Raw genomic sequence first — 22,143 nt, 5'->3', positions numbered from 1 at the left:
GTCAGTAAACCAGCCAACCGCCGTCGACGTGGATGGTGGTACCGGTCACCCAGCTGGCCTCGTCGCTGGCCAGGAACGCGACTGCGTTGGCAACGTCGGAGGGCCGTCCGATTCGTCCGAGCGGCGTGCGGTCGAGCAGGAACTTCACGGCGTCCTGGTTCTCCAGCACGGACTTGGTGAATGGGGTCTCGATGAAGCCGGGGGCGACAGCGTTGACGCGGATTTTGGAAGCTGCGGTTTCGATGGCCAAAGCCTTCGTGAACATAAGAAGTGCACCCTTGGATGCGTTGTAGTGGACCTGGGGGTGTCCGCTGCTGGCGATGACGATGTGGGCCTCGACAGAGGTGATGTTGACGATGGCACTGGTTGAATCGTCGCCCCGGGCGGCAGCGCCCTTCTCCAGCAGCGGCCGTGCGGCCTGGCTGACCAGGAACGGTCCGGTGGAGTTCACGGCGAAGACCTGGTCCCATTCCGCTACGCTCACGTCGTCGAAGTTGCTGCCCTTGACGATTCCTGCGTTGTTGACGAGGGTGTCGAGCCGGCCGAATTTTGCGTCGATCTCGGCCATGCCGCTGCGGACCGAGGCTTCGTCGGCGACGTCCATAACAACAGGCACCATTTCCGGGTGCTGGCCGATCAGACGTTCGAGCGCGGCCTCGTCACGGTCCAGGGCTACGACGGTGGCGCCCTCCTTGAGGAGCTTTTCTGCGATGGCAAGGCCGTTTCCGGACGCGGCTCCGGTGACTGCAGCGATCTTTCCGGGGTGAGTGGTCATTGGGTGCTTCTTTCTGAGTATTTAAAAAATGGAAATGGAGCTCTTAGCGCTGCACTCTGCGCTAGATGCGTTCCAGGTAACGTGCGATCTCGAAGTCGGTGACGCTGGTCTGAAGCTTGCGGAGCTCCCAGCGCCTCGTCTGGACGTAGTGGGTCACGAAGGTTTCGCCGAAGTACGCCTTGGCGACCTCGCTTTTTTCGAACTGTTCGATGGCCTGGTCGAGTGTTCCGGGCAGCTGCTTTACCTGGTGTCCTTCCTCCAGGGCGTAGGCGTTTCCTTCCACCCGCTTCGGGGCGGTCAGTTCCTGCTCCACGCCGTGCAGGCCGGCAGCGATGTTAGCGGCGATGACCAGGTAAGGATTGGCGTCAGCGCCCGGTACCCGGTTTTCAATGCGTGCGGCGCTGCTCTTTGACGGGATGGACCTGATGGCGACCGTTCGGTTGTCCAGGCCCCAGGTGGCGCTGGATCCGGCCCACTGCCCGCCTTCGGTCCGCTTGTAAGAGTTAATGGTGGGCAGGTAGAGGGCCGTGAGCTCCGGTGCCGTCTCGACGACCCCGGCCAGGTAGTTGTATCCGATGGCGCTCAGTTCGCCGGGCTCCTCGGCATTGGCGAAGGCGGACTTGCCCGACTGCGGATCCCAAAGGCTCTGGTGCATGTGCCCGGAGGAGCCGGCCCACTCCGGGTTGATCTTGGCCATGAATGATGCCGTGTAGCCGGCCTCAGCTGCAACCTCCTTGACGGTTGCCTTTAGCCGGAGGGCGTTGTCCGCGGCTGCGAGAGCATCCGAATAGTGGATGTTCATCTCGAACTGGCCCGGACCGTTTTCACTGTTGCTGGCCTCGATGAAAATGCCCTGCTCAGACAGGCGGCGTCGGATCTCACCGATGAGGAACTCGGTGCCTGTGTCCCTGACGAGGCTGTAGGTGTGACTGCCCGCCGTGATGGGGGTCAGGTCACGCCAGTCCTTGGCGGCAAGGTCCGTCGGGGTGCCTTTGAGCAGGTAGAACTCGAACTCGTAGGCGCAGACTGGCGAGTATCCAAGGTCTTCGGCTTTCTGCACGACTCGCTTGAGAATGCTCCGGGGACAGATTGCCGCAGGCTCGCCCGACATCTCGTAGGCGTCGCAAATGACGGAAGCCACGCCGGGTTCCCCCGGAACGACCTTCAGGGTACTGAGATCGGGGAGGAGCGTCACGTCAGGGTAACCCGTGTCCCACCCCGTGTAGCTGAGATCAGAAATGATTTCGTCCTGAATGTCCCAGCCGAAGATGATGTTGCAGATATTCGTTCCGCGCTCAGCGACGCTTTCCAGGAAGTACCTGGCAGGGATGCGCTTGCCGCGCCATACGCCGTCCAGGTCCACGACGCCCACTTTGAACGTTTTGATGTCGTTGTCGGAGACGAACTTTTGCAGTTCGTCATGCGCTGACGCGGCTGAGGATTGATCCTGCATGTCGATGGCCTCGAGTTCGTGGAGGTCCTCCGGGACCTGTGTGATGGGATTCACTATGTACCTCTTATCCTCATTGATATTGGTTACTAAAAACACTAAGAGCGGGGTCCTTTTGGCGTATGTGCAAGGTGCACATCATGATTGCCGGCTACATGCATTCGGTAAGCCAGGTCACATTCCTGTGCGGTAGGCAGGCCAAGGCTTTTCCGTGTTCTGCCCAGTACCCAGGACACGAAAGCCATGGTGCTGGGCGGGTCGAGCGGGGCCTAGTAGACGTCCTTGACGTAACGTCCTTCGCTCTTCAGGGACTGCAGGTAATCGTGCGCCTTTTCGGGGGTCATTGCGCCGTGGCTTCTGAGCACCGCCAGCAGGGCTTCGTCGATGTCAGGTGCTATTTGTTTGCCGCCGCACACATAGACCGAGGCTCCACCCGATAGCCAGGCAAAGATGTCTTCTCCTTCTTCGCGGATCCGGTCCTGGACATAGACCTTGCCCTGTTGATCCCGGGAGAAAGCCACGCTGAGGCGGTTCAGCACGCCGTTGCTTTGCAGTTCTTCCATTTCCTCCTGATAAAGCCAGGAAGGCTTTTCATGGCGGTCCCCGAAGAACAGCCAGTTTCGTCCCCGGGCTTGTGAGACTTCGCGGTCACGGAGGAAGCCACGGAACGGGGCAACTCCGACGCCCGGACCGACCATGATCACGTCAGCTGAGTTGTCGTGGGGCAGGTGGAACTCGTGCGCCGGCAGCGGGAAGACTTTTATGGTTGTCTTGGTCTGCGCGGCGGACTGGAGGAATCCGCTGCATGCACCCGAGTGCCGGCGGCCGGCGGTCTCGTATTGCACAGTGGAGACCGTCAAGTGGACGCGGTCGCCGTCAGCGAGGGGACTGGAGGCAATGGAGTACGACCGGTGCTGCAGGGGCCTCAGCATTGAGAGGAACTCGCCGGGATCGACATCCGTTGTCCGGGTTTCCTGCAGCACGTCCAGCATGTCCCGTCCCCACAGCCAGTCCTCCAGCGCATTGCGGTCACCGGACTCGACCAGGTTCCGCACGGGATGATCCGGGGCGAGATTTTCGACGAGCCAGGCCACGATGCCCAGATGGGGCAGCCGAAGCTCATAGTCGTTTTGAAGCGTCTCGCGTACGGTCTTGCCGTCTTCACCGAATACCTCGCTGCCCGCGAGGCCAAGGAATCCGAGGAGGTCTTCCACGAGTTCGATGGAGTTGGTGGGGATTACGGCAAGTGAGTCACCTGGCCGGTAGTTGCGGCTGTCGCCGCTGACCTCAAGCTCATAGTGCCAGACCTCTTTTTCGGACTCTGGAGCGCTGAGGAGGCGGGCCTCGACGACGGTGGCAGTGTCAGGTTCCCGGCGTGTGCCTTTGGGCTGCTCGGCGGGGTTTGCTCCTGGAATAGTGGAGTCTTCCGGGTTGTTGTCTCGCTTCTTGGGAACAACTGTCTTGAAGGTCTCAAGCATGCCCCTGATCCACTTGCCTGACGTCAGGTCATAGTCGACATCGCAGTCGAGGCGGTCAAGGATTCTCTTGCCGCCGAGTTCGCCAAGGCGCTCGTCAAGATCGCTGCCGGCTTTGCAGAAGTCTTCGTACATGGAGTCGCCAATGGCAAGGACTGCGAAGGGAACGTCCTTGAAGAGGTCTGAACCGGCGCTTTGAAGCTGGTCCCAAAACGGTTGCGCATTGTCCGGCATGTGGCCGTTGTCGTGTGTGGCGGTAACGATCAACAGGCGGTCCTTGCGTGCCGCATCTTGCGGGGTCAGCATGTCCAGGCTCATAAGCTCGGCTGCGTAACCCTGGCCGATTGCCTTGTCCACGATCTTGGACGCAAGGAACTCAGCGTTCCCGGTCTGGCTGCCGTAGAGGACGCTGAGGGTCTGCACGGCGGTACCTGTCTCACTGGATACTTCGGATGAGGTGCCTTGGTTGGTCCGAACCAGCTCCCCTGTGTCAGTTGTCACGGTTCTGTCCTTACAAATACGGTCTTGAGTTCGGTGTATGCCTCGATGGCAGCCTGGCCCAGTCCGCGGCCGATGCCTGACTGTTTGAAGCCGCCATAAGGTGTCTGGATTCGAATGGATGAGTTTGAGTTGACCGACAGAGTCCCGGACTCAAGTGCCCGCGCCGTCCGCAGGGCCTGTCCGACATCGTTGGTCCAGATGGAGCCGCTCAGGCCGTAAATTGAGCTGTTGGCCAGCGCGATGGCTTCCTCTTCGGTGTCGAAGGGAATCACTGAGGCGATGGGGCCGAAAATTTCATCGGTCGCCACCCGGCTCTTGGGGTCCGGGGCGATGACGATTCTGGGCGCCATCCAGAAGCCGGGGCCATCCGGTGCTTCACCGGCGGTGACGACGTTGAGACCGTTTTCGAGGAAGCTGGAAACGGTGTCGCGGTGGGCAGCCGATACCAGAGGTCCCAGATTGGTCTTGCCGTCCAGCGGGTTACCGATTTTCAGTGCACGCGTAGTCTCGATGAATCCCTCAACGAACTCATCGAAGATTCCCCGCTGCACGAGAAAGCGGCTGCGTGCACAGCAGTCCTGGCCCGTGTTGTCGAAGACCGACATCGGGGCTGCCTGCAGACACTTGGCGAGGTCAACGTCGTTGTAGACGATACTGGCGGACTTCCCGCCGAGCTCAAGAGAAACCCTTTTCATCGTCGTTGAAGCCGCCTGGACGATGGACCGGCCGACCTCGGTGGAACCAGTAAAACTTATCTTGCTAACATCCGGGTGTTCAGCGAGGGCATTGCCGATCCGGGCGCCCGAACCAGTGAGAACCTGAAGCGCGTCCCCGACGACGCCCAGTTCCTTCACGATCTCACCAAATCGGACAGTTGACAGGGGGGTAAGGGCCGCGGGTTTCACAATTACCGAATTACCGCTGGCCAGAGCCGGGGCGATACTCCAGGATGCGATAGGCAGAGGGAAGTTCCACGGGGCAATTACGGCCACAACACCCAGCGGCTCGCGGAAAGTCATGCTGACGCCGCCATCGACCGGAATGGTGTCCCCGAGGATCTTGTCCACCGTTCCGGCGTAGTACTTGAAGCACTCGGCGACACCAAGAACTTCCTGTCGGGCCGCCGCCAATGGCTTACCAACGTCGGTGGATTCGAGCAAGGCCAGTTCGTCGCTGTGAGCGATGACAGCATCGGCAATAGCCCAGAGGGCATCACGGCGTTCAGCCAGTGGCTTGCGGACCCAGGCGCGCTGGGCGGCCCCTGCGCGTTCGACCGCTGCATTTACGTCCGGCAGGTCGTAGGCGGGCACCTCGCCTATCTGTTCTTCTGTAGCGGGGTTGTAGACCGAAATAACGCTGCTCATAATCGGGTGCTCCTTCAGGAGAAGTGGGGTTTGTCGAAAATTTCCTAGTCCCGTATGGACTCTGGGAAGCTCCGTTAGTTCCGACAATGCCTGAGGAAACTGCGGCCAGCGAGTGCTGGGAGCACCACGATAAGTAGCTGTATGTGCGCGGTGCACATTCCATAAACTCCTCGTTCATAGGACCGCGTCCATTCTTTTGCCAGCGAATAGCTGTGCATCAAGACCATGCGCAGGACGGATGTATGTGCAGGCTCAACACCGCAAACTCTGGGGCAACTCCTACGCTGTAATCCAACTCACAGTGACGTTCGGCAAGGGGGCCGGCCCGATTGTGGGTTCCGCGATGCCGCTCAATTCCGCCTTGTCGAAGGCATCGCGATGACACTCAGCTTCTACGTCCAGGAGGGACGAATGGCAACTAAAGATGTTAAATTTGAGCCGGTGGATGCGGGACCCAACGGAATCTTGAGCCCAGACCGCTTGCTCAGCAGGGGCCTGGGAGTCCGGTCGATTGTGTTCATGGTTGTGGCGGGAGCTGCGCCCATGACAGCTGTCGTGGCTGGCTGGCCTGTTGTCGTTTCTGCATCGGGAAGCACGGGCGGTCCGCTGTTCTTCCTTATCGCGACCGCTATTCTGTTTCTGTTTGCCGTTGGTTTTACGAGGATGACGCCCTTTGTAAAAAATGCTGGCGCGTTCTATTCCTACATCCAAACGGGGCTGGGCCGAGGTGTTGGCATGGGGGCTGCCACTTTTGCGCTCGGAACATACTTGCTGCTGTTTCTTGCGCTGTGTTCATACCTGGGGTCAGCGGCCCAGACCACGGTTCACGATCTGGGCGGTCCGGAACTTCCCTGGTGGCTGTGCAGTCTGGTGCTGATGGCAACCTGCGGTGCTCTTGCATACCGGGACGTCGAGCTCTCCGCCAAGGTGCTGGGCGTGGTCCTGGTCATCGAAACAGTCGTTCTGCTGGCAGTAAACATCGGGGTGATTGTCCACGGCGGCGCGGAAGGGTTGAGTGCTGACTCGCTGTCCCCCGCGCGTTTGGGTGAAGGTGTCCCGCCTCTGGGCGTCATGTTTGCCTTCTTCTCATTCATCGGCTTTGAGGCCACCGCCGTCTTCCGGAACGAAGCACGTGACCCCGACCGCACTATCCCGCGGGCAACCTATATCGCCGTTATCGGCGTCGGCATCTTCTACACTTTCACTGCCTGGGCACTCCAGGCGGGAGTCGGAAGCAGCCAGATAGTCGAAGTCGCGACGAACGACCCCACCAGCATTGTTGTAGGGCTCGCGGGACAGTACGTGTCCCCGCTCCTTGCCACCCTGCTCCAGGTTTTCCTCATCACCAGCCTTTTCGCCTGCATCCTCACCTTCCAGAACGTACTGACCCGGTACCTCTTTACCCTTGGTACGCAAGGTGTTCTTCCGTCTGGACTTGGTGCAATCCACCCACGTCACCACGCTCCATCCAGGGCAGCCTTGATCGTCTCGGTAGTTGCGATAGCACTGCTTGGTGTCGAGGCGATCATCGGGCTCGACCCGGTAACGCAGGCCTACACCTGGTTCTCAGGCTCGGCCACATTGGGCATCGTTGTTCTGATGGCTCTCACGTCACTCGCGGTGATCGTGTTCTTCCGGAGGAATGCACACAACAAGAAGGTCTGGGGCACGTTGCTGGCCCCCGCGCTTGCCCTTCTCGGACTCGGGGGAATTGTCTTTCTGGTCCTTCAGAACTTCGGGCTTCTCGTCGGCGGCGACTTGGCGGCGGGAATACTGTTGACGCTCATGGCTGCACTCTTCCTGGGCGGCGTGACTACCGCGCTGGTTATGCGATCCAAGCGGCCGGCGACGTATGCCGCACTGATCCCGGCAGGTTCCAGCAGCGAAGAAAGTTCCGCAGGGATTTAGGAACAAAGACTCATCTCCGTAGCCGCCGTCGCACGAGCCTTCTTGGGAACGACGGTAATGGTGGCCGGCTGCGCAAGGCGCGGCCGGCCACTCGCGCCCATGGACAAAAGATCTTCCAGAGATTTCCCCACCCGTCACTGCAGATAGTGAGCTGCGAGAGCAGCTGCCGATATTTAGGAGCTTCCCATTTCCGACAGCGCACTGTTGAAGCAAATCATCGACAAGAAGTACCCGACAGTTGCCTACGGCGAAGGCATCTTCCTGTATGACACGGAAGGGCGCCAGTACCTGGATGGTTCAAGCGGCGCCATGACCGCCAGCATTGGTCACGGCGTGGACGAAATTGCGGAGGCGGTGAAAGAACAGTGCCGCCGCGTAGCTTTTACGTATAGAACCCAGTTCACCAACCTGCCCGCTGAAGAACTCGCCCGCCGGCTCACCGACATCGCTCCCGGGGACCTCGATATAGCGTTTTTCGTCAATAGCGGGTCCGAAGCATCCGAATACGCCATCCGCACCGCAGTGAGCTACTGGCGCGAAAGGGGGCTCCCAGGCAAAGTCAAAATCCTTGGCAGGACCATCAGCTATCACGGCATGACAATGGGCGCCCTGTCGATGTCCGGGCATGCAGCACGCCGCCCCGACTACGGATCCTTGCTCCATGCGTTCTCCTTCGCCCCGCCGGCCTACGCCTACCGCTTCGCCCTGCTAGGCGAGAGCGAGGAAGTGTACGCTGCGCGGGCTGCGAAAGCCTTCGAAGACGCCATTCAGAACGAGGACCCCGGCACAGTCGCGGCAGTCATCGTCGAACCAATCGTAGGAGCCGCCGGCGGGGTCCTGACGCCGCCGGCCGGCTACTTCGCCCGCCTTCGCGACATTTGTGATCGGCTGGACGTGCTGCTGATCATCGATGAGGTCATCACGGGAATGGGGCGCACGGGCGACTGGTTCGCGAGTTCCTACGAGGACGTCGTGCCGGACCTTCTTCTTATCGGCAAAGGAATGAGTGCCGGATACTCCCCTGTTGCTGGCGTCCTGCTGCGGAGCCACATCGTCGAGGCGCTCAGAGAGGGCAGCGGCGTCGCTCCGTTCGGGCACACCTTCTCGGGGAACCCACTGGGGGCAGCGACCTGCCTGGCGGTCCTGGACTTCATGGAACGCGAGGATATCCTCGCGAACGTCCGGCAACGGGGGAAGCAGCTTGAAGAGGGTCTGCTCTCCCTGGCAACAAGGTACCGTTGCATCGCCGACGTCCGTGGGCGGGGCCTGCTCTGGGGCTTCGAGTTCGTTATGGACCAGGAAAGCAAGCAGGCACCCGATCCTGCGCTGGGAGCGGCTGGCCTATTCGTCGATGAATGCCTGGACCAAGGGCTCCTTGTCTACCCGGCCGGGATCGCCCCGCTGAACAATGCCGTGATTCTGTCCCCGCCCTTGGTGATCACCGAAGAGGAGACACGGGAACTGCTGGCGAAGCTGGAAAAAGCCCTCCGCGCCATGGAACGTCACGTTAAGCGCTGGGCCGCTGTAGGTGAGAACCGGCATGGATCCCGAGTTGGAACCGGAAGCTGACACTGATCCCGGCCGTTCCAACGTCCGCGCTGGTCAGGTTGCACATAGTGCTCGTAAAGGCTGTTCCGTCCACACACTTTTGAAACTCGACCAGGGCTGAAGATGGTCGAAGCGACCCATCTGCCAGCTCCTCAACCACCAAGGAAGCCAAGTGACTACACCGATTCTTGCCGCCGTGCTGGAAAAGCCCGGAGCCCCTCTTCAGATCCGCGAACTGCTGCTTGATGATCCGGAGGACAATGAGGTTCTCATCCGGACCGAGCGAGTGGGCCTTTGCCATAGCGATCTGCACTATCTGAAGGGGTCGCTGGATATCTCCCTGCCGGTGGTCCTCGGGCATGAAGTCGCAGGCATTGTCGAGCGCGTCGGTTCTGCAGTCACAAGAATTAAGACTGGTGAAAGGGTCGTGGCAACGGTCACACCCTCCTGCGGGGCATGCCGCAACTGCATAAGCGGGCGCCCGACCCAGTGCGAACGAGTCGACTCGATGCGTGAGCGGCAGCGACCCAGGCTGCTCTCACCTGATGGATCAAGCGTTGAGTCGCTCGGGGGTATAGGCGCTTTTGCAGAGGCCTTCCTCGTTAAGGAGGCATCCGTTGCAGTGGTCGGCTCGGATCTGCCTCCCCAGGTGGCGTGTCTTCTCGGTTGCTGCATTAGTACAGGAGTCGGCGCGGTTATTCACGGCGCAAAGGTAGGGCCAGAGGATACTGTTGCCGTAATCGGTTGCGGCGGTGTCGGAATAGCCGCCATTCAAGGTGCCAGGTTGGCTGGGGCACGACGAATCATTGCCATTGACGCTGTGCCGGCGAAGCTGGAGCTCGCCCGTAACTTCGGTGCCACGGACACTGTTGTCTCATCATCCGACCCGACAGAAACACTCATCCAGGTCCGATCACTTCTTCCCCAAGGTGTCAGCCATGCAATCGAGGCGGTGGGCCGCAGCCAGACAGCGGAACTCGCCTTTTCGCTCCTGCGCCCGAACGGAACCGCCACCATCCTCGGTCTCATGCCCACAGGGTCCGAACTGCGTATCCCCGCAGATGCACTCGTATACGGCGACCGACACCTGCAAGGCGCCTACATGGGCGCGAACAGGTTCCTCAGCGACGTCGACATGTTCACGGACCACTACCTGAACAACCGACTGGATCTCGATGCAATGGTCACCAAGGAACTGCCCTTCGAACGTATCAACGAGGGATTCGAAGCGATGGCGGAAGCCTCGACGATCCGAGTTGTGCTGAACATGACCGACAGGCAACTGTGATCCGGACAACTTTGAAGACCGTTTGGCAGCTGACTGTCAGGCCGATCACGATCTGATTTTGCGCCACGGCCAGCGCCGGAACGAAAGCTGCGCACTGTGGCGCTGCAAATCCTCCCGAACATAAACGGTCAAACGTCAATGCCCAGCCCCTGCCGTCGCTGGTCCTGGACGACAAAGACAACAACGAAAACCAGAGGAGCACCTTGAATGACTGCTGAAGGACTAGCACAACTGACCGCTAACACCCCCGACCTTGTCGAGCAACGCTCCTTTGTCGATGGCGCATGGCTGCAGCTCGACGAAAACGGCCGCTACCTTACCAACCCAAATACGGGCGAACCCCGGCAGCCGATGCGAAAGACCGGAAAGGCTGACGTCGAGTGCGCACTCGCCGCAGCGGCGACACTGCACGAGTCCGGGAAACTTGAAGACATCAAACTCCGGGACCGTCTTGAGCTCCTGACGAAGGTAGCCGCATCTCTGGATGCCCAGAGCGAAGAAATCGCGCTGCAGGACAGCATCAACACGGGAGTCCCTATCCGGACCACTCGCCTGATTGCAGGTGCACTTGGGGACAGAGTCCGGGGAACTATCGCTGAAGCGGAGCAGCTTGGCGAGTCGGAGACCCTTGACGGCGGTGACCGGTCTGTGGTCATCCTGCGCAAGCCCCTCGGCCCGGCCCTCATCGTTGGCCCCTGGAATGCTCCAACCTTCACCGTGGTAGGCAAGGTGGCGGCAGCAATGGCGGCTGGTTGCCCGGTCATCCTCAAACCCTCTGAGAACGCCCCCGGCGGTTGCCAGCTCTTCGCCGAATCGATCGTCGCCGCCATGACTGAACTCGATTACCCGAGCGCTGCGTTTCAACTGGTTCATGGGAATTCGGAGACAGGATCACTGCTGACCTCGGATCCCCGCATCGAGGCTCTTTCGTTTACAGGGGGCGATTCGGCAGGCCGAACGGTTGCGAAGGCTGCGGCGTCCAATCTGGCTGTCATGCAGATGGAGCTCGGATCCAACAATCCCGTGATCATTCTCGATGATGCCGATGTCAGCTCGGCGGCACAGTCCATTGTGCAGGGCATGACCCGTCTCAATGGCCAGTGGTGCGAGGCGCCCGGCAAGGTACTGGTTGACAGGTCGGTTCACGACCGTTTCGTTGAAGCTATGAAGTTCGAACTCAGTAAGCTTCGGGTCGGAAATGCCTTGGATGAGACAACGGAAGTGGGTCCCCTTGCGTTTGAGCGGCAGCGTGACGGTTTGAAAGCCGCAGTGAATCGACTCCTCGAACTGGGGGGAACGCTGGTCACTGCCGGCGACCTACCCGATCTTGACGGCTGGTTCCTGGCACCGGGGATGATCGTCGGATGTCCCGCCGGAGCCGCCGCGGAAGAACTCTTCGGGCCACTGGTCACGGTACATCCCGTGCATTCCGTTGAAGAGGCGCTTAGCCATGCAAACGGACCGGCAACCGGTCTTGATGCCTACGTATTCGGCGGTGACGAAACACGAGCCATCGACGTGGCATCCCGTATTCGTGCCGGTGAAGTCCGCATCAACGGCACGTTCATGAGCGACCTGGCCGGCAATTCGCGTCAGAGTTTCTGGGGTACCAGCGGTATCGGAGGCCACGGTCCCCAGTACGGCGTTCGCTTCTTCACCGGCGACCGCGTGGTTGGCGTGGACAGGACGGATTTCCCGCTCTAGGCGCCATATGCGACCCCAACAAGCGTAAGCGAGGCCCTGCGAGACCTGCGACAAACATCCCGGAACGTGACGCGTGGCTAAGACGGGGGCCTCCGCGTCCTCTCGGGCAAGCAGCAGGCCAGGGCCTGGCAACATGAGACGAGAAAGTCCTTCAATGACAGATACTTCAACGACAGGTACGGTGCGGTTTTCACCGCTAAGTTTCCTTGAGGGCGCCGCAGCGGCGATCCCGGCCTTTGGAAACGACCTGGTCGATTTCCGTAGGGAAATGCACGCCGATCCTGAAGTCGGCCTGTATCTGCCCCGCAGCCAAGCCCGGGTCCTTGAGGCACTCAAGGGACTCGACCTCGAAATAAGCCTGGGAAAAGCAGCCTCGTCCGTGGTTGCGGTACTACGCGGCGGGGCCACCCAGTCCCCCGCCGGGAGCCGTCCTGCTGTACTACTCAGAGGGGACATGGACGCCCTTCCTCTGGCAGAAAAAACGGGCATACCCTTTGCCTCGACCAATGGCGCAATGCATGCCTGCGGCCATGACCTGCATACAGCAGGCCTGATTGGAGCCGCCCGCCTGCTCTCGTCCGTACGTGACACCCTGACCGGCGACGTCATCTTCATGTTCCAACCGGGGGAGGAAGGACATGACGGGGCCCGCATCATGCTGGAGGAAGGCGTTCTTAACACAGCCGGAAGGCGACCGGATGCTGCCTACGCCCTGCATGTCGTTTCGGACATGGCGTCAGGCGTGTTCACGACCAAGGCCGGCTCCTACATGGCCGCCTTCGGAGATCTGTCCGTAAAGGTTATCGGGCGAGGTGGGCACGGTTCGCGCCCCTTCCAGGCTCTGGACCCCATACAGGTAGCTGCTGAAATGCTTGGTGCCCTACAGACGTACATCACCCGGCGATTCAACGTTTTTGATCCCGTGGTTCTATCCGTGGGCCAATTCCATGGCGGTTCCGCCTCTAATGTCATACCTGATTCGGCGGAATTCAGGGCCAGCGTCAGGTCTTTCAGCCCCGGTGTCGAAGCACGGCTCGCACAGGAGTTGCCGGATCTTATCCGGCAACTGGCGACCGCTCATCAACTGACAGCCGAGGCAACGTTCACTCCGGTAATGCCGGCCACCGTCAATCACGACAGTGACGCCGAACTCTGGGGCAGGACAGCACGCACGTTCTTCGGAGAGCACCGGTTCGTGCCCAGCCCGTCCCCCCGGACCGGCTCTGACGATTTCTCCCGTGTCCTCGTGGAGGTCCCCGGAGCGTACGGGCACCTCGGAGCTGGGTCTCCAGATATCGACCCCATGGAGTGGGCTCCCATGCACTCACCCAGGGCAGTGTTTGATGACAGTATCCTCGTCGATCAGGCACAATTCATGGCGGGTGTGGCGCTTGGAAAGCTTCAAGAGTTGGAGGTGCTGGGGTAGCTCGGAGGGCCTCCGGAGCGGCCACCTCACTTGAAGCAGTAGACCTAGCAGTACCCGTCTCAAAGCTCGAATGGATGGCACTTCATCCACTATCACGTTGCCGGACACCCAATCTCACACCGCTCGGCCGGCCCTTGAATTCCTTGCAAGACGAGCGCCAGGAATAAACCTCATATGCAGTCGGGTGGAAGCGTCCGCTCTACAGACGAGACGACTCTAAGCAGGTCGTACGATCCGGCAGAGACGACATAAACGGCAATTCCGACCGTACACGCCGGTCGACCTAGTAAAGGAGGACGTGTGTCCTACAAGTTGCATGAACCGGAAGTCAGCTCTGCCTTCTCGCTAACGAGCGGCGACTTGTTCCCAAACCCGGCGCTTCCTCTTTCCCTTGAAGTCATCACTTTAGATGGGCCCCAGAGCAAAGACGAGAAGCTAAACCGTGCTATCAACAGACTCATACCCGCCGCTCTCGAACGCAGGCAGGGAATCCTGGTCATACAACGCGATTACGGCAAATACACCGTTCGTGTCGACCCCGAAGTGCCATGCGGCACAACTCGGGAGTTCCGCGACTGGATCGTGCGAAGGTGAACCAGAGGACACGACTTGACTGCGCCATTTACTTATAAGCCTTGAGGGCAAATTTCCGTCCTGAATGCGGGCTGCCGTCTGAATAGATTCCTTAACACCACTTACCCCCATGTGTATGAGGTTGCCTTCTCTGCATGAGCTACACCCCAACCTGACGTCAGGCAGCAAGGAGAAGAGCGTCAGGTTAGGGTCCTGAAGTGAGTTCCTGCATGGGTCCCCTCCGCAGTCTTAGATCCAAATCTGACAACAGCCACAAATAGAAACTTGTTGAAGTGGTCAGTTTCAGAGGTGCTCTTAATGTCACCTGGCAGTCAGCAGGAGTGACTCCAGCGCTCTAAGTGAGAGCTAACGGTTGGCGCCCCTTTTGCCAATGCAGTCCGGTAATCGAGAGCCTTATCGCGTTGCAGTCTCCCAAGTACAACCACTGAATGCACTCCTATTCGCTGTGCAGTCGACTCAATCCACCCCCTACGAACGGCCGTCGGCGGGACTGGGAGGCCCCCCGGTATCTGCCATTCACCTGCCTTTTCGTCGGCAGCTAGCTCGGCCGGCTCAGTCGAAGAGTCTTCATCAATCACGAGACGCTCGGGCGTCACATGTCCCAGGAGGACATGCGCCACTTCGTGGAGAAGAGTGAATAGAACTACATCTAGTCGCTTACCTCTTCCCGACAATGCAATTACTGGCTTCTCAGCGTTTTCGTCCAAAAGGAAGGACGCGCCGTTCAGCTTGCTTCCAGGGAACGCTTCGACATAGACAAGACGCACTCCTACAGCAGCAAATTCAGCAGGGAGCTTCGAAAAGTTTTCCGGATTTGCGACCAAGCGCGAGAGGCGCTCCGCTAGTTCCGTGAGGCCCACTGGGTCGTAGCTACTAACCTGAAGATCCTGCGCACGCTTGCGGGCGCACGCGAGCCATGCTTTTTGGGTTGGTGTTGGTTCTTCATCCTGATTGGAGCGTCGGGCTGCGGCCAGAAACCGCGGTGTGTCTTCAATGTGTTCGATTTGGAACAGCTTGATCAGCTCGTCTTTTTGCTCGGTCAGTGACTGGCCGGTCAGGATTCCTCTTTTGAGAAGTAGCGATACTGGAGCCAATTCGTTCATCCTGGCCCGCAGCTTGACCTCGTCTAAGTCCTTGCGGGTTGCCTCATTCCGGGACTGGCTCCAGAGGAGATATGAATTCTGCAGGTTCAGCCAGTACTCCGGACCAGTACCAAGAGCTGCGCCGATCTGAGCTGCAGATTCACGAGTTATTTCCTTCTTCCCTGCGATTATCTCCGAAACGAACTGCGCCGGGCGCCCAAGGATCTGTGCAAAGTCGCTCTGGGACCAATGACGTGCTTCAAGCTCCTCGGTTAGAAAATCCCCGGGAGGGAAAGCTTCAGCGAGCTCGGGGGCCATGGAAATCAGTCCTTCAGTGGTAGTCAACGGCTTCAATGACGATGGCTATGCGCCCGCCATCCTGAGTTTGGAACCGCAGAATAAGCCTGTATTGGGTATCGATCCGGATCGACCACGTCCCAGCACGGTTACCTTTTAGCTTCTCAAGGTGGAGGGACTTCAGCGCTCTCAAATCCTGATCTGTGACCGCCGCGTGCAGCTGCTGGATTCGTCGTCGGTATGCCCGGGTGACGTTTGGAGCCCAACGTGATGTGCGATGGTCTGGCTCGTAGGCGAGTTTCCGGAGATCCTCATCCTCGTAGTCCACCTGCATTCTGTAAGCCGTCCTTCACCCCTGATGTGAACAACACGCTACAGGAAATGCTCAACTTCGTATGAAAACTATACCGCAGAACTCGCAAGCTGTCTTCACCCTTGCACCGAAGGACCGATACGATTACAGTTGAAATGTCGGCAGGTCCGATACAAAAAAGGGCGGACCCGTTCGAGCGGGCCCGCCCAGCAACTCGAGGTCAGGACCGCAAGTTCCATGGTTAGTGGTACTAGCGATTCTAACGGAGCCACAGGCGCCCGCGAATGGGCCCCCTCCCCCTCGGATGAGTGTTCTGAGGAGGACACCATGGCACGATCAGTTAGCCGCAGCGCGCGAACCGGACGTTTTGTAACCAAAGCGACTGCCGCCAGATCTCCCCGGACGACAACCACTGAACGGGTTGGTGCCGGGACCGGAAATAGCCGAAGTGTTAATCGTTCGGCATCAACGGGACGGTTCGTCACTGATGCGACAGTTCGGCGTAACCCCGGCGGGACCATAACCCAGCAGGTCTGATCTCCCTCAGCAAGGAGATCAGGGTAACGCGGGAACACGTAGAGGCAGTCAAATAACTAGGAGTAATCCATGGCGGTAAGAATTACCCACGTGCGGGTTGAAGGATTCCCAGAGGATCATCAACACATCACGAGCTACAAGTGGGTCAATGAAGCAGATAACGGCAGCGGAACCAGCACGAAGCCGGCAATGGTCGAATTTATCGATGTAAAGAAGGGCCGGGCGTACGTAGGATCTGGCTCCTCAAGAGTGGAAGTCGGCGTAGTTCGGCCCCAATCTGCAGCTCCGTATCTTCGGACCTATGCTGATCAGCAATGGACTAACAACCTTCTGTCGTTGCCCAGATTCTGAGGTTCATTGGCAGCCAACACCCCTGGGGAAACTCCCTGGGGGTCTTGGCGTTGAGTGACACTGAGTTCGCTGCCCACAGCCGGGGACAATCCTGATGGGTTATCCACCGCTACTGCTGCTGAGGGAGCTTTCCCGATGGCTCCCGATTCCAGCCGTGGATAACCCAGATTGACCCCAACTATGGACAGCCCGCGTGGTCACCGTGAGCGGTGGCTGAAAAACCCGGTTTAGAACAGCCCCGAGGGCGGTTCCTCACAGGGCAGGGGTACGAGTTTGGAGCGGTGGCCGTCGTCCGGGCTGCAGCCCCTGAACGGCCCATCAGTTGAGAGCAGGACCGACATGTGGTGGTCTGCGTGGTCCCGCCACCAGACGCTCATTCCTGTGGTGCCGTCCAGGCGCAGGAACTCCCATGCCCGCCAGAGCGCTTCTAGGCGGCTGATCGCTTCTGCGTGCTTCCACCACTGGGGGCACCAGGTCACCCCGCCCTGGACGTTGAGCTGCCGGCGGTAGCTGGTGGCCAGCTTGCCGCTGACGAATTCAGCCACGTTCGGATAGAACAGCTCAGGGGCGTCCGGTTCCTCCTCGGCCGGTTCCATGGGGGCAGCGGTGTCATCGAGCTCGTCGTCCCACTCCCCCAGGCCTTCACTCATGAGAGGCACCCGCAGCGATCCACCGGTTCCCGGCAGTTGCGGCCGTGGGCTTGTTCGCGGGGTCGTGTGCGGCGATGGAGGCCCGTACGGCATCAGCCTGCGGACCGCTCATCCAAGGCACTGTCTCCAGCAGCGCCGCAGGGGCACCGGAGGCGAACATGATGGCGCGGCCGCGAGGGAACGCGGCCAGGTCGGACACGTCCAGGGTGCGTTCCTTGCGGTCGTCGTCGTGGCTGTAGGAAGTGCCTTGTTTGGAGCGGCTTTTGGTCATGTTTGAGTACCGGTACTCCCCCACGAGCTGTGCGAGCTCGTTCAGGAATTCGGCTTCGGCGACGCCGCCGCCGTAGACCTTGATGTTGGAGGCGCTCCAGAGCTTGCGCATGCCGTCGCGGCCCCACACTTCGACGCCTTGTGACCAGGACTGGAGGATGGTCATCAGGACGATGCCGCGGGAGCCGTAGTGGCTGTAGAGGTTCGGCAGTTCGCGCCAGCGGCAGACGTTTGCTGCTTCGTCCAGGACACCGACCATGGGTGTGGCCAGCCGGCCACCGGGCGAGTGGACGGCGAGTTCTTCGGCGGCCTCGACCGTGGCCACGGTCAGCGCCGTCACCAGCGGGCCGGCGGTGCCTTTGCCTTCCTTGGAGAGGCTGTACAGCGTGCCCTTGGAGCGGACGAATGCTGCCGGGTCGAACTGGGGCCGCTCGTCCTTCTCACCCTGGGGCGTCACCCAGCGGGCCACTTGGCGGTTGGTGAGGCAGGAGGCCATCTGCAGTGCCGTGCCGTACACACCCCCGCGTTGCTTCTCGGGGGCGTTGATGACGCCGCCCACTGCGTTGGAGGTCTGGGTGAAGTCGTGCGCCTTGAGGATGTCCACTGCTTCATCGTCAGCGGGCCGGGTCAGCCAGGTGTGGACCTGCGTGATCGCCCGGCCGTCGAGGGCCGCGGCGAGCAGGAGGCCGGCAAGGAGATCCTGGCCGGCGGGATCGAAATAGGCGTCCGTTTTGGCGTCCGGGCCGCGGGAACCGGCGGCGAAGTGGTCAGCCAGGCGTGCCGCTTTCACTTCATCGGTGACGTACGACAGGGGGTTCCACCACCATGAAGGTTCCTCGAGGGCGACGGACTGCGGATCGAACACCCAGACCGGGCCCTCGGCGGCACGGACGTCGCGGGTGCCGTCAACGATGTCCCGTTTGTTCGAGGTCACCAAAGCTGCTCCCGGGGCGGCGAGGATCGCCGGGATCGCCCTAGATGTCGTCTTGCCTGTGCGGGGTCCCCAGATGTCGATGTGCATGTCTTCCCAGGAGCCGTAGACCATCTGCCCGCCAAGGACGGTCTTGCCTACCGGCACGCCGGGTGAGCCTTTCACTCCGAGACGTTCGGCGGTGGCCGTGGCCCCGCGCAGGCTCAGGGCGCGCAGGTCCTTAGCCTTTGCCATGTGCTGGGCTGCGGCGTCCACACGGGAACGCTTGGACCGTTTGCGCAGCACCGCACGGACCACCAGAACGGCTACAAGGATGATGAGGACGCCGAAGCCGATCAGTACCCAGGTGGCGGCCGCGGGCCACGTGACCTTCTGCGAGAGCAGGCCGAAGACCAGTTCAAACGGGTTGGCCGGCAGTGTCTGGCTGTCATTGGATAGCAGCGAGCCCAGGTGCACGGCTCCGGCCACCGAGCCGACACCGAGCACCACGGCGGTGATGAAGACCCAGAGCAGGATGGTTTCGCCATCCATTCGCGAGCGTTTGCCGCTGTTTGGCGCACCCATCAGTTGTCCCCTTCGCCGTTCCGGCTGATCGTCCAGCGCTTGTTCGTATCGTGCAGTTTTTCTTCGACGCTGGTCAGCTTAAGCGCGACCGGGATCCCTGGGCGGCCGCCGACTTTGAAGAGGAACTTGCCCAGGCCCGGGCGTACCCGTTTGCGGGATCCACCGACGTCGGTCCATGACCCGGGGTCGGCCCACGAGATGAGGCGGGCTTGTTCGGCCCGGGAGAGGGTGACGGCTTTGTTGAGTTTTTCCATTTCGGCTCCGGGGAGCGCGCCGCAGACGACCATGCCGGAGCGTTCGACGAATCCGCGTGCTTTCATGCGTTCGGATTCGGTTGGCAGGGCTTCGAGGTCACTCATGGTGTGCGTGATCATGGCCTGCCCGACGCCCTCGGTCCGGTTCAGGCGGGTCAGCGAGTCAACCCGGTCTACCATGCCTTCACCGGAGCGCAGGGCCCGCCACAGCTCGTCCATGACGACGAAGTAGTTACGGCGAGGCTCCAGGCCGGCATCTGCCAGGGTGTGAGCCACCTGGACGGTTGCGAACCCGGTTGACCAGCAGGCCAGCAGGCAGGCCGCTTGGATGTCCCGCTGCGTGTCGGAGATCCCTGACAGGTCGAAGACCACGGGTTTGGTCAGGTCCATCGGCTGGTCCGTGGGCTGGGAGAACATGTCCGAGAACCGGCCCGAGCCGTCGAGGGAGTACAGCGACTGGCGCAACTGGTCGGTCGCGTCGAGGTAGCGGCTCATGTCGCCACGGTCCAGGGCAATTGCCCGTAGCTCGTCTGGGGCGTCTTTGATGACCTCGATCAGGTCCCCGATCAGGGGAACGCGGTCCAGGCGCTCGTCCAGGATGTGCAGGGCCCGGTCAATCAGGGATTCCTCGTGGGCGCTGGGCTTGGCGTTCCGCACGATGGTGATCAGCGCAGTGATCATGTTCAGGCGCCGGTTGTGCGAGTCGGCCATCAGCTGTTCGGCCAGCTTCTCCGCCTTCACCGCTGCCGCGAGAAGCGGCGCGGCCGCAGCTGAGTCGGTGGTCCGGTTCGCTTTGGCCCGGTGTTCCTCGGCCGAGGCGAGCAGCCTGACGGCGGCTCCCGTGGCTTCACCGGGGTCCAGGACGTTCAAGTGGCCGCGGCTGGGGCCCAGGCTGATGACCTGCCCGCCGAGGGCTTCGATCAGGTCAACGTAGTCCGGTTTCAGGTCACCGAGGATCAACGGGTTGATGCTCCGGCCTGCCAGGCCCAGGACGATGTGCCGGACCAGGGTGGACTTGCCGTAGTGCGGCAGGCCGAGGACGAACATGGAGGGGTTGTTGATCATGCCGTGCATGAACCAGCTGATCGGATCTGCCCCGAAGGGGGCTCCGGTGTCGGTGTGAACGCCGATCGGCACTCCCAGGATAGGGGTGCCGGACCCGCCCACGAACGGCCAGAGCCCGCAGACCTGGACCGAGGTTCCGCGCCATTCGTCGGCTGCGGTGACGTAGACGGCTTCGCCCTGTCCGCGGCCGCGCCAGCCCCGCAGGCCCGGGCGGCGGGCGACCGCGGCCGCGAGCTTCGTGGCAGGGGCCGGTGTGCGCTGGTGCTTGGTTTTGCTGCCGAACATCACATGGCCTCGCGGATCTCTTCGGGAACCTTCAAGTGCTTGGGCAGGACCAGTCCCAGTGGCAGGGACGCGGCAAAGGCTGAGTCCTGTGAGCCGTAGGCGCGCCGCAGCAGCAGACGTGCTGACGGGCCGAGGTTTCCCTCGACAACGGCGACGGCGTCTTCAAGGTCACGGGCGGACAGTACCGTGGCCGTGACAACCATGCCGAAGTTGACCAGCCCGGCGCCCTTGGCTTCCTCTGCTGCGGTGGCCTGCGCCGCGCGGGCATCGACCAGGGCGCGGGCGGTGGGGCGGGTGGTCGAGGAGGCCCGGGTCAGGGCGCTGGTCTGGTCCGACTCCACGATGGCGGCTGCGCGGCCGGCTTCGATCGGCCGGTACAGCAAGGTGACGCGCTTGCGGTCGATCTCCCCGTGCGGTGCGACGAGGCGGCCCAGTGCCGATGCCAGGATGTGTCCGCGTGGGGCGCCTGTCATCGTCCAGGACACTGAGTGCCCGGAATCGTGGCGGTAGCCGTCCCAGTTGGATTGGTGGGCGGACGGTCCGACGTCGCCCCAGTCCAGGTCAACGGGTGTGCCCTGGTAGTGGGCTTCGTCGATGAGCCGGGCTGCTGCAGGGTCGTAAGCGACCCGAACGACCTCACAGAGTTCCTGGGCGTTCAACGGTGCGCATGCGCCGGCGCCGGTGGATTCCAGTCGCTCGGTCAGGCTGGGAAGCCGTGAGGCGAGATCCCTTGCGATCTCTTCTGGGGTGCGTCGTTTGCCGCCTGCCCGGGCAGCGGCGCTGAACGTCAGCGCGACCCAGGCGCGGATCGTGGCCGATCCCTGCGGGTAGGTATTCAAGGCCTCCCGGAGCATGGCCTTGGCGATGGCAGGAGCGTCGTCGTGGATGTTCGATTCAACTTCCCGGCGCAGCCGTGCCCCGGAATCGGGTGCGGTTTCGACCGTGACGGATGCAGCCACGACGGCAGGTTCATTCGACAACGAGGCCAGCCAGCCGCCCCAGTTAGCCACCCAGGCGTCAATCTGCTCGGGATCGACCAGGGACGCCCCGTCGGGCTGGGTGCCGAAGACAACGGTGTAGTGCGCGGTGGCGGGAAGGTGGATCAGCGCGAAGGGGCGGCCATAGGAGTCGGTGAACTCGTAAAGCTTGGAACCGGCGGAGATTCCGGGCAGCTGGAACTCGCCCCAGGGCGTCAGTCCCAACGGACCAGAGCGGTAGATGTTGGCGCGTCTGCGCCGTGCGGAGCGGAACGCCAGCCGGGCGAAGATCCGCTCCCCTACGGATTTGTTGTGCTTGTCGGTCACCGAGACGACGGCCAGCGCCACCCCAAGGACGAGCAGAGCAATGAGCCCGGCGAACCAGCCGCCGACAAAGAGACAGATCACCGTGATGATGAGGCCAACAAACAAACCGGCTGTTGCCAGCCCACCAAGGGTGCCGATGCCCGCTTTACGCGGACGACGCCAGTTGCCGTAGGTCGGTTCCCTGTATGTGTTCTCGATAGCGGCCAT

17 protein-coding genes are annotated in these 22,143 nt (G+C 61.2%); 7 read left to right on the top strand and 10 right to left on the bottom strand.

Annotated features, from left to right (window positions below; genetic code table 11):
* Position 1: 1 nt before the first annotated feature.
* The 4 genes from ACZ9J7_RS00240 to ACZ9J7_RS00225 form a co-directional block, all read right to left on the bottom strand.
* Positions 2 to 775 (bottom strand): SDR family NAD(P)-dependent oxidoreductase, encoded by a 774-nt coding sequence (locus ACZ9J7_RS00240; protein ID WP_011777266.1) that lies wholly within the window; start codon positions 773 to 775, stop codon positions 2 to 4.
* 61 nt (positions 776 to 836) lie between these two features.
* The gene (locus ACZ9J7_RS00235) at positions 837 to 2,282 is read right to left on the bottom strand and encodes a glutamine synthetase family protein (RefSeq protein ID WP_235008782.1); all 1,446 of its coding nucleotides are present in this window, start codon (positions 2,280 to 2,282) and stop codon (positions 837 to 839) included.
* Between the two features lie 212 nt (positions 2,283 to 2,494).
* Entirely contained in the window at positions 2,495 to 4,201 is a 1,707-nt protein-coding gene (locus tag ACZ9J7_RS00230) for a diflavin oxidoreductase (RefSeq protein ID WP_134165670.1), read from the bottom strand.
* A complete protein-coding gene (locus ACZ9J7_RS00225; RefSeq protein ID WP_056331971.1) occupies positions 4,198 to 5,565 on the bottom strand; it encodes an aldehyde dehydrogenase family protein in 1,368 nt (455 codons plus the stop codon). Before ACZ9J7_RS00225 ends, ACZ9J7_RS00230 begins: the two co-directional genes overlap by 4 nt.
* 378 nt (positions 5,566 to 5,943) lie before the next feature.
* Between ACZ9J7_RS00225 and ACZ9J7_RS00220 the strand changes: the two genes are divergently transcribed.
* The 6 genes from ACZ9J7_RS00220 (at position 5,944) to ACZ9J7_RS00195 (ending at position 14,033) form a co-directional block, all read left to right on the top strand.
* Complete coding sequence (locus ACZ9J7_RS00220; protein WP_235565125.1) at positions 5,944 to 7,473, top strand: APC family permease; 1,530 nt, start codon at positions 5,944 to 5,946, stop codon at positions 7,471 to 7,473.
* A 204-nt stretch (positions 7,474 to 7,677) separates the two neighbouring features.
* Positions 7,678 to 9,042, top strand: coding sequence for an aminotransferase family protein (locus ACZ9J7_RS00215; RefSeq protein ID WP_235565126.1), 1,365 nt, complete (start codon positions 7,678 to 7,680; stop codon positions 9,040 to 9,042).
* 151 nt (positions 9,043 to 9,193) lie between these two features.
* Positions 9,194 to 10,309, top strand: a complete 1,116-nt coding sequence (locus tag ACZ9J7_RS00210; RefSeq protein WP_043807263.1) for a Zn-dependent alcohol dehydrogenase — start codon at positions 9,194 to 9,196, stop codon at positions 10,307 to 10,309.
* Between the two features lie 207 nt (positions 10,310 to 10,516).
* The gene (locus ACZ9J7_RS00205) at positions 10,517 to 12,013 is read left to right on the top strand and encodes an aldehyde dehydrogenase family protein (protein ID WP_476206089.1); all 1,497 of its coding nucleotides are present in this window, start codon (positions 10,517 to 10,519) and stop codon (positions 12,011 to 12,013) included.
* A gap of 154 nt (positions 12,014 to 12,167) precedes the next feature.
* Positions 12,168 to 13,439, top strand: a complete 1,272-nt coding sequence (locus ACZ9J7_RS00200; RefSeq protein WP_134165672.1) for a M20 metallopeptidase family protein — start codon at positions 12,168 to 12,170, stop codon at positions 13,437 to 13,439.
* Positions 13,440 to 13,739: 300 nt separating this feature from the next.
* Positions 13,740 to 14,033, top strand: coding sequence for a hypothetical protein (locus ACZ9J7_RS00195; protein WP_056331979.1), 294 nt, complete (start codon positions 13,740 to 13,742; stop codon positions 14,031 to 14,033).
* A 311-nt stretch (positions 14,034 to 14,344) separates the two neighbouring features.
* Here ACZ9J7_RS00195 and ACZ9J7_RS00190 read toward each other — a convergent pair whose 3' ends face one another.
* Complete coding sequence (locus ACZ9J7_RS00190) at positions 14,345 to 15,433, bottom strand: HigA family addiction module antitoxin (RefSeq protein WP_214865491.1); 1,089 nt, start codon at positions 15,431 to 15,433, stop codon at positions 14,345 to 14,347.
* A gap of 13 nt (positions 15,434 to 15,446) precedes the next feature.
* Positions 15,447 to 15,746 (bottom strand): type II toxin-antitoxin system RelE/ParE family toxin, encoded by a 300-nt coding sequence (locus tag ACZ9J7_RS00185; protein WP_009358115.1) that lies wholly within the window; start codon positions 15,744 to 15,746, stop codon positions 15,447 to 15,449.
* A gap of 585 nt (positions 15,747 to 16,331) precedes the next feature.
* On the opposite strand from ACZ9J7_RS00185, the gene ACZ9J7_RS00180 reads away from it, so the two are divergent.
* Positions 16,332 to 16,613, top strand: a complete 282-nt coding sequence (locus ACZ9J7_RS00180) for a DUF3892 domain-containing protein (protein ID WP_015062092.1) — start codon at positions 16,332 to 16,334, stop codon at positions 16,611 to 16,613.
* Between the two features lie 227 nt (positions 16,614 to 16,840).
* Here the strand turns inward: ACZ9J7_RS00180 and ACZ9J7_RS00175 are convergent, their stop codons facing one another.
* The 4 genes from ACZ9J7_RS00175 to ACZ9J7_RS00160 are packed head-to-tail and all read right to left on the bottom strand — an operon-like array spanning position 16,841 to position 22,143.
* The gene (locus tag ACZ9J7_RS00175) at positions 16,841 to 17,263 is read right to left on the bottom strand and encodes a DUF4913 domain-containing protein (protein WP_476206084.1); all 423 of its coding nucleotides are present in this window, start codon (positions 17,261 to 17,263) and stop codon (positions 16,841 to 16,843) included.
* Positions 17,256 to 19,028 carry a type IV secretory system conjugative DNA transfer family protein gene (locus ACZ9J7_RS00170; protein WP_476206082.1) on the bottom strand — a complete coding sequence of 591 codons (1,773 nt, stop codon included), beginning with the start codon at positions 19,026 to 19,028 and terminating at the stop codon, positions 17,256 to 17,258. Before ACZ9J7_RS00170 ends, ACZ9J7_RS00175 begins: the two co-directional genes overlap by 8 nt.
* Positions 19,028 to 20,632, bottom strand: coding sequence for an ATP/GTP-binding protein (locus ACZ9J7_RS00165; RefSeq protein WP_476206081.1), 1,605 nt, complete (start codon positions 20,630 to 20,632; stop codon positions 19,028 to 19,030). The genes ACZ9J7_RS00170 and ACZ9J7_RS00165 overlap by 1 nt, the downstream gene beginning before the upstream one ends.
* Entirely contained in the window at positions 20,632 to 22,143 is a 1,512-nt protein-coding gene (locus tag ACZ9J7_RS00160) for an SCO6880 family protein (protein ID WP_476206079.1), read from the bottom strand. The genes ACZ9J7_RS00165 and ACZ9J7_RS00160 overlap by 1 nt, the downstream gene beginning before the upstream one ends.

This window comes from Pseudarthrobacter sp. TE9888, assembly GCF_056279345.1.
Note: the sequence above shows the minus strand (reverse complement) of the source record. Positions and strands in the feature narration are given on the sequence as shown.

What these genes read in the sequence shown, in the direction of transcription:
- ACZ9J7_RS00225 (WP_056331971.1), bottom strand. Translation starts at nt 5,565, where the DNA reads ATGAGCAGCGTTATTTCGGTCTACAACCCCGCTACAGAAGAACAGATA.
- ACZ9J7_RS00170 (WP_476206082.1), bottom strand. Translation starts at nt 19,028, where the DNA reads ATGGGTGCGCCAAACAGCGGCAAACGCTCGCGAATGGATGGCGAAACC.
- ACZ9J7_RS00165 (WP_476206081.1), bottom strand. Translation starts at nt 20,632, where the DNA reads ATGTTCGGCAGCAAAACCAAGCACCAGCGCACACCGGCCCCTGCCACG.
- ACZ9J7_RS00200 (WP_134165672.1), top strand. Translation starts at nt 12,168, where the DNA reads ATGACAGATACTTCAACGACAGGTACGGTGCGGTTTTCACCGCTAAGT.
- ACZ9J7_RS00175 (WP_476206084.1), bottom strand. Translation starts at nt 17,263, where the DNA reads ATGAGTGAAGGCCTGGGGGAGTGGGACGACGAGCTCGATGACACCGCT.
- ACZ9J7_RS00220 (WP_235565125.1), top strand. Translation starts at nt 5,944, where the DNA reads ATGACACTCAGCTTCTACGTCCAGGAGGGACGAATGGCAACTAAAGAT.
- ACZ9J7_RS00185 (WP_009358115.1), bottom strand. Translation starts at nt 15,746, where the DNA reads ATGCAGGTGGACTACGAGGATGAGGATCTCCGGAAACTCGCCTACGAG.
- ACZ9J7_RS00160 (WP_476206079.1), bottom strand. Translation starts at nt 22,143, where the DNA reads ATGGCCGCTATCGAGAACACATACAGGGAACCGACCTACGGCAACTGG.
- ACZ9J7_RS00240 (WP_011777266.1), bottom strand. Translation starts at nt 775, where the DNA reads ATGACCACTCACCCCGGAAAGATCGCTGCAGTCACCGGAGCCGCGTCC.
- ACZ9J7_RS00205 (WP_476206089.1), top strand. Translation starts at nt 10,517, where the DNA reads ATGACTGCTGAAGGACTAGCACAACTGACCGCTAACACCCCCGACCTT.
- ACZ9J7_RS00190 (WP_214865491.1), bottom strand. Translation starts at nt 15,433, where the DNA reads ATGGCCCCCGAGCTCGCTGAAGCTTTCCCTCCCGGGGATTTTCTAACC.
- ACZ9J7_RS00180 (WP_015062092.1), top strand. Translation starts at nt 16,332, where the DNA reads ATGGCGGTAAGAATTACCCACGTGCGGGTTGAAGGATTCCCAGAGGAT.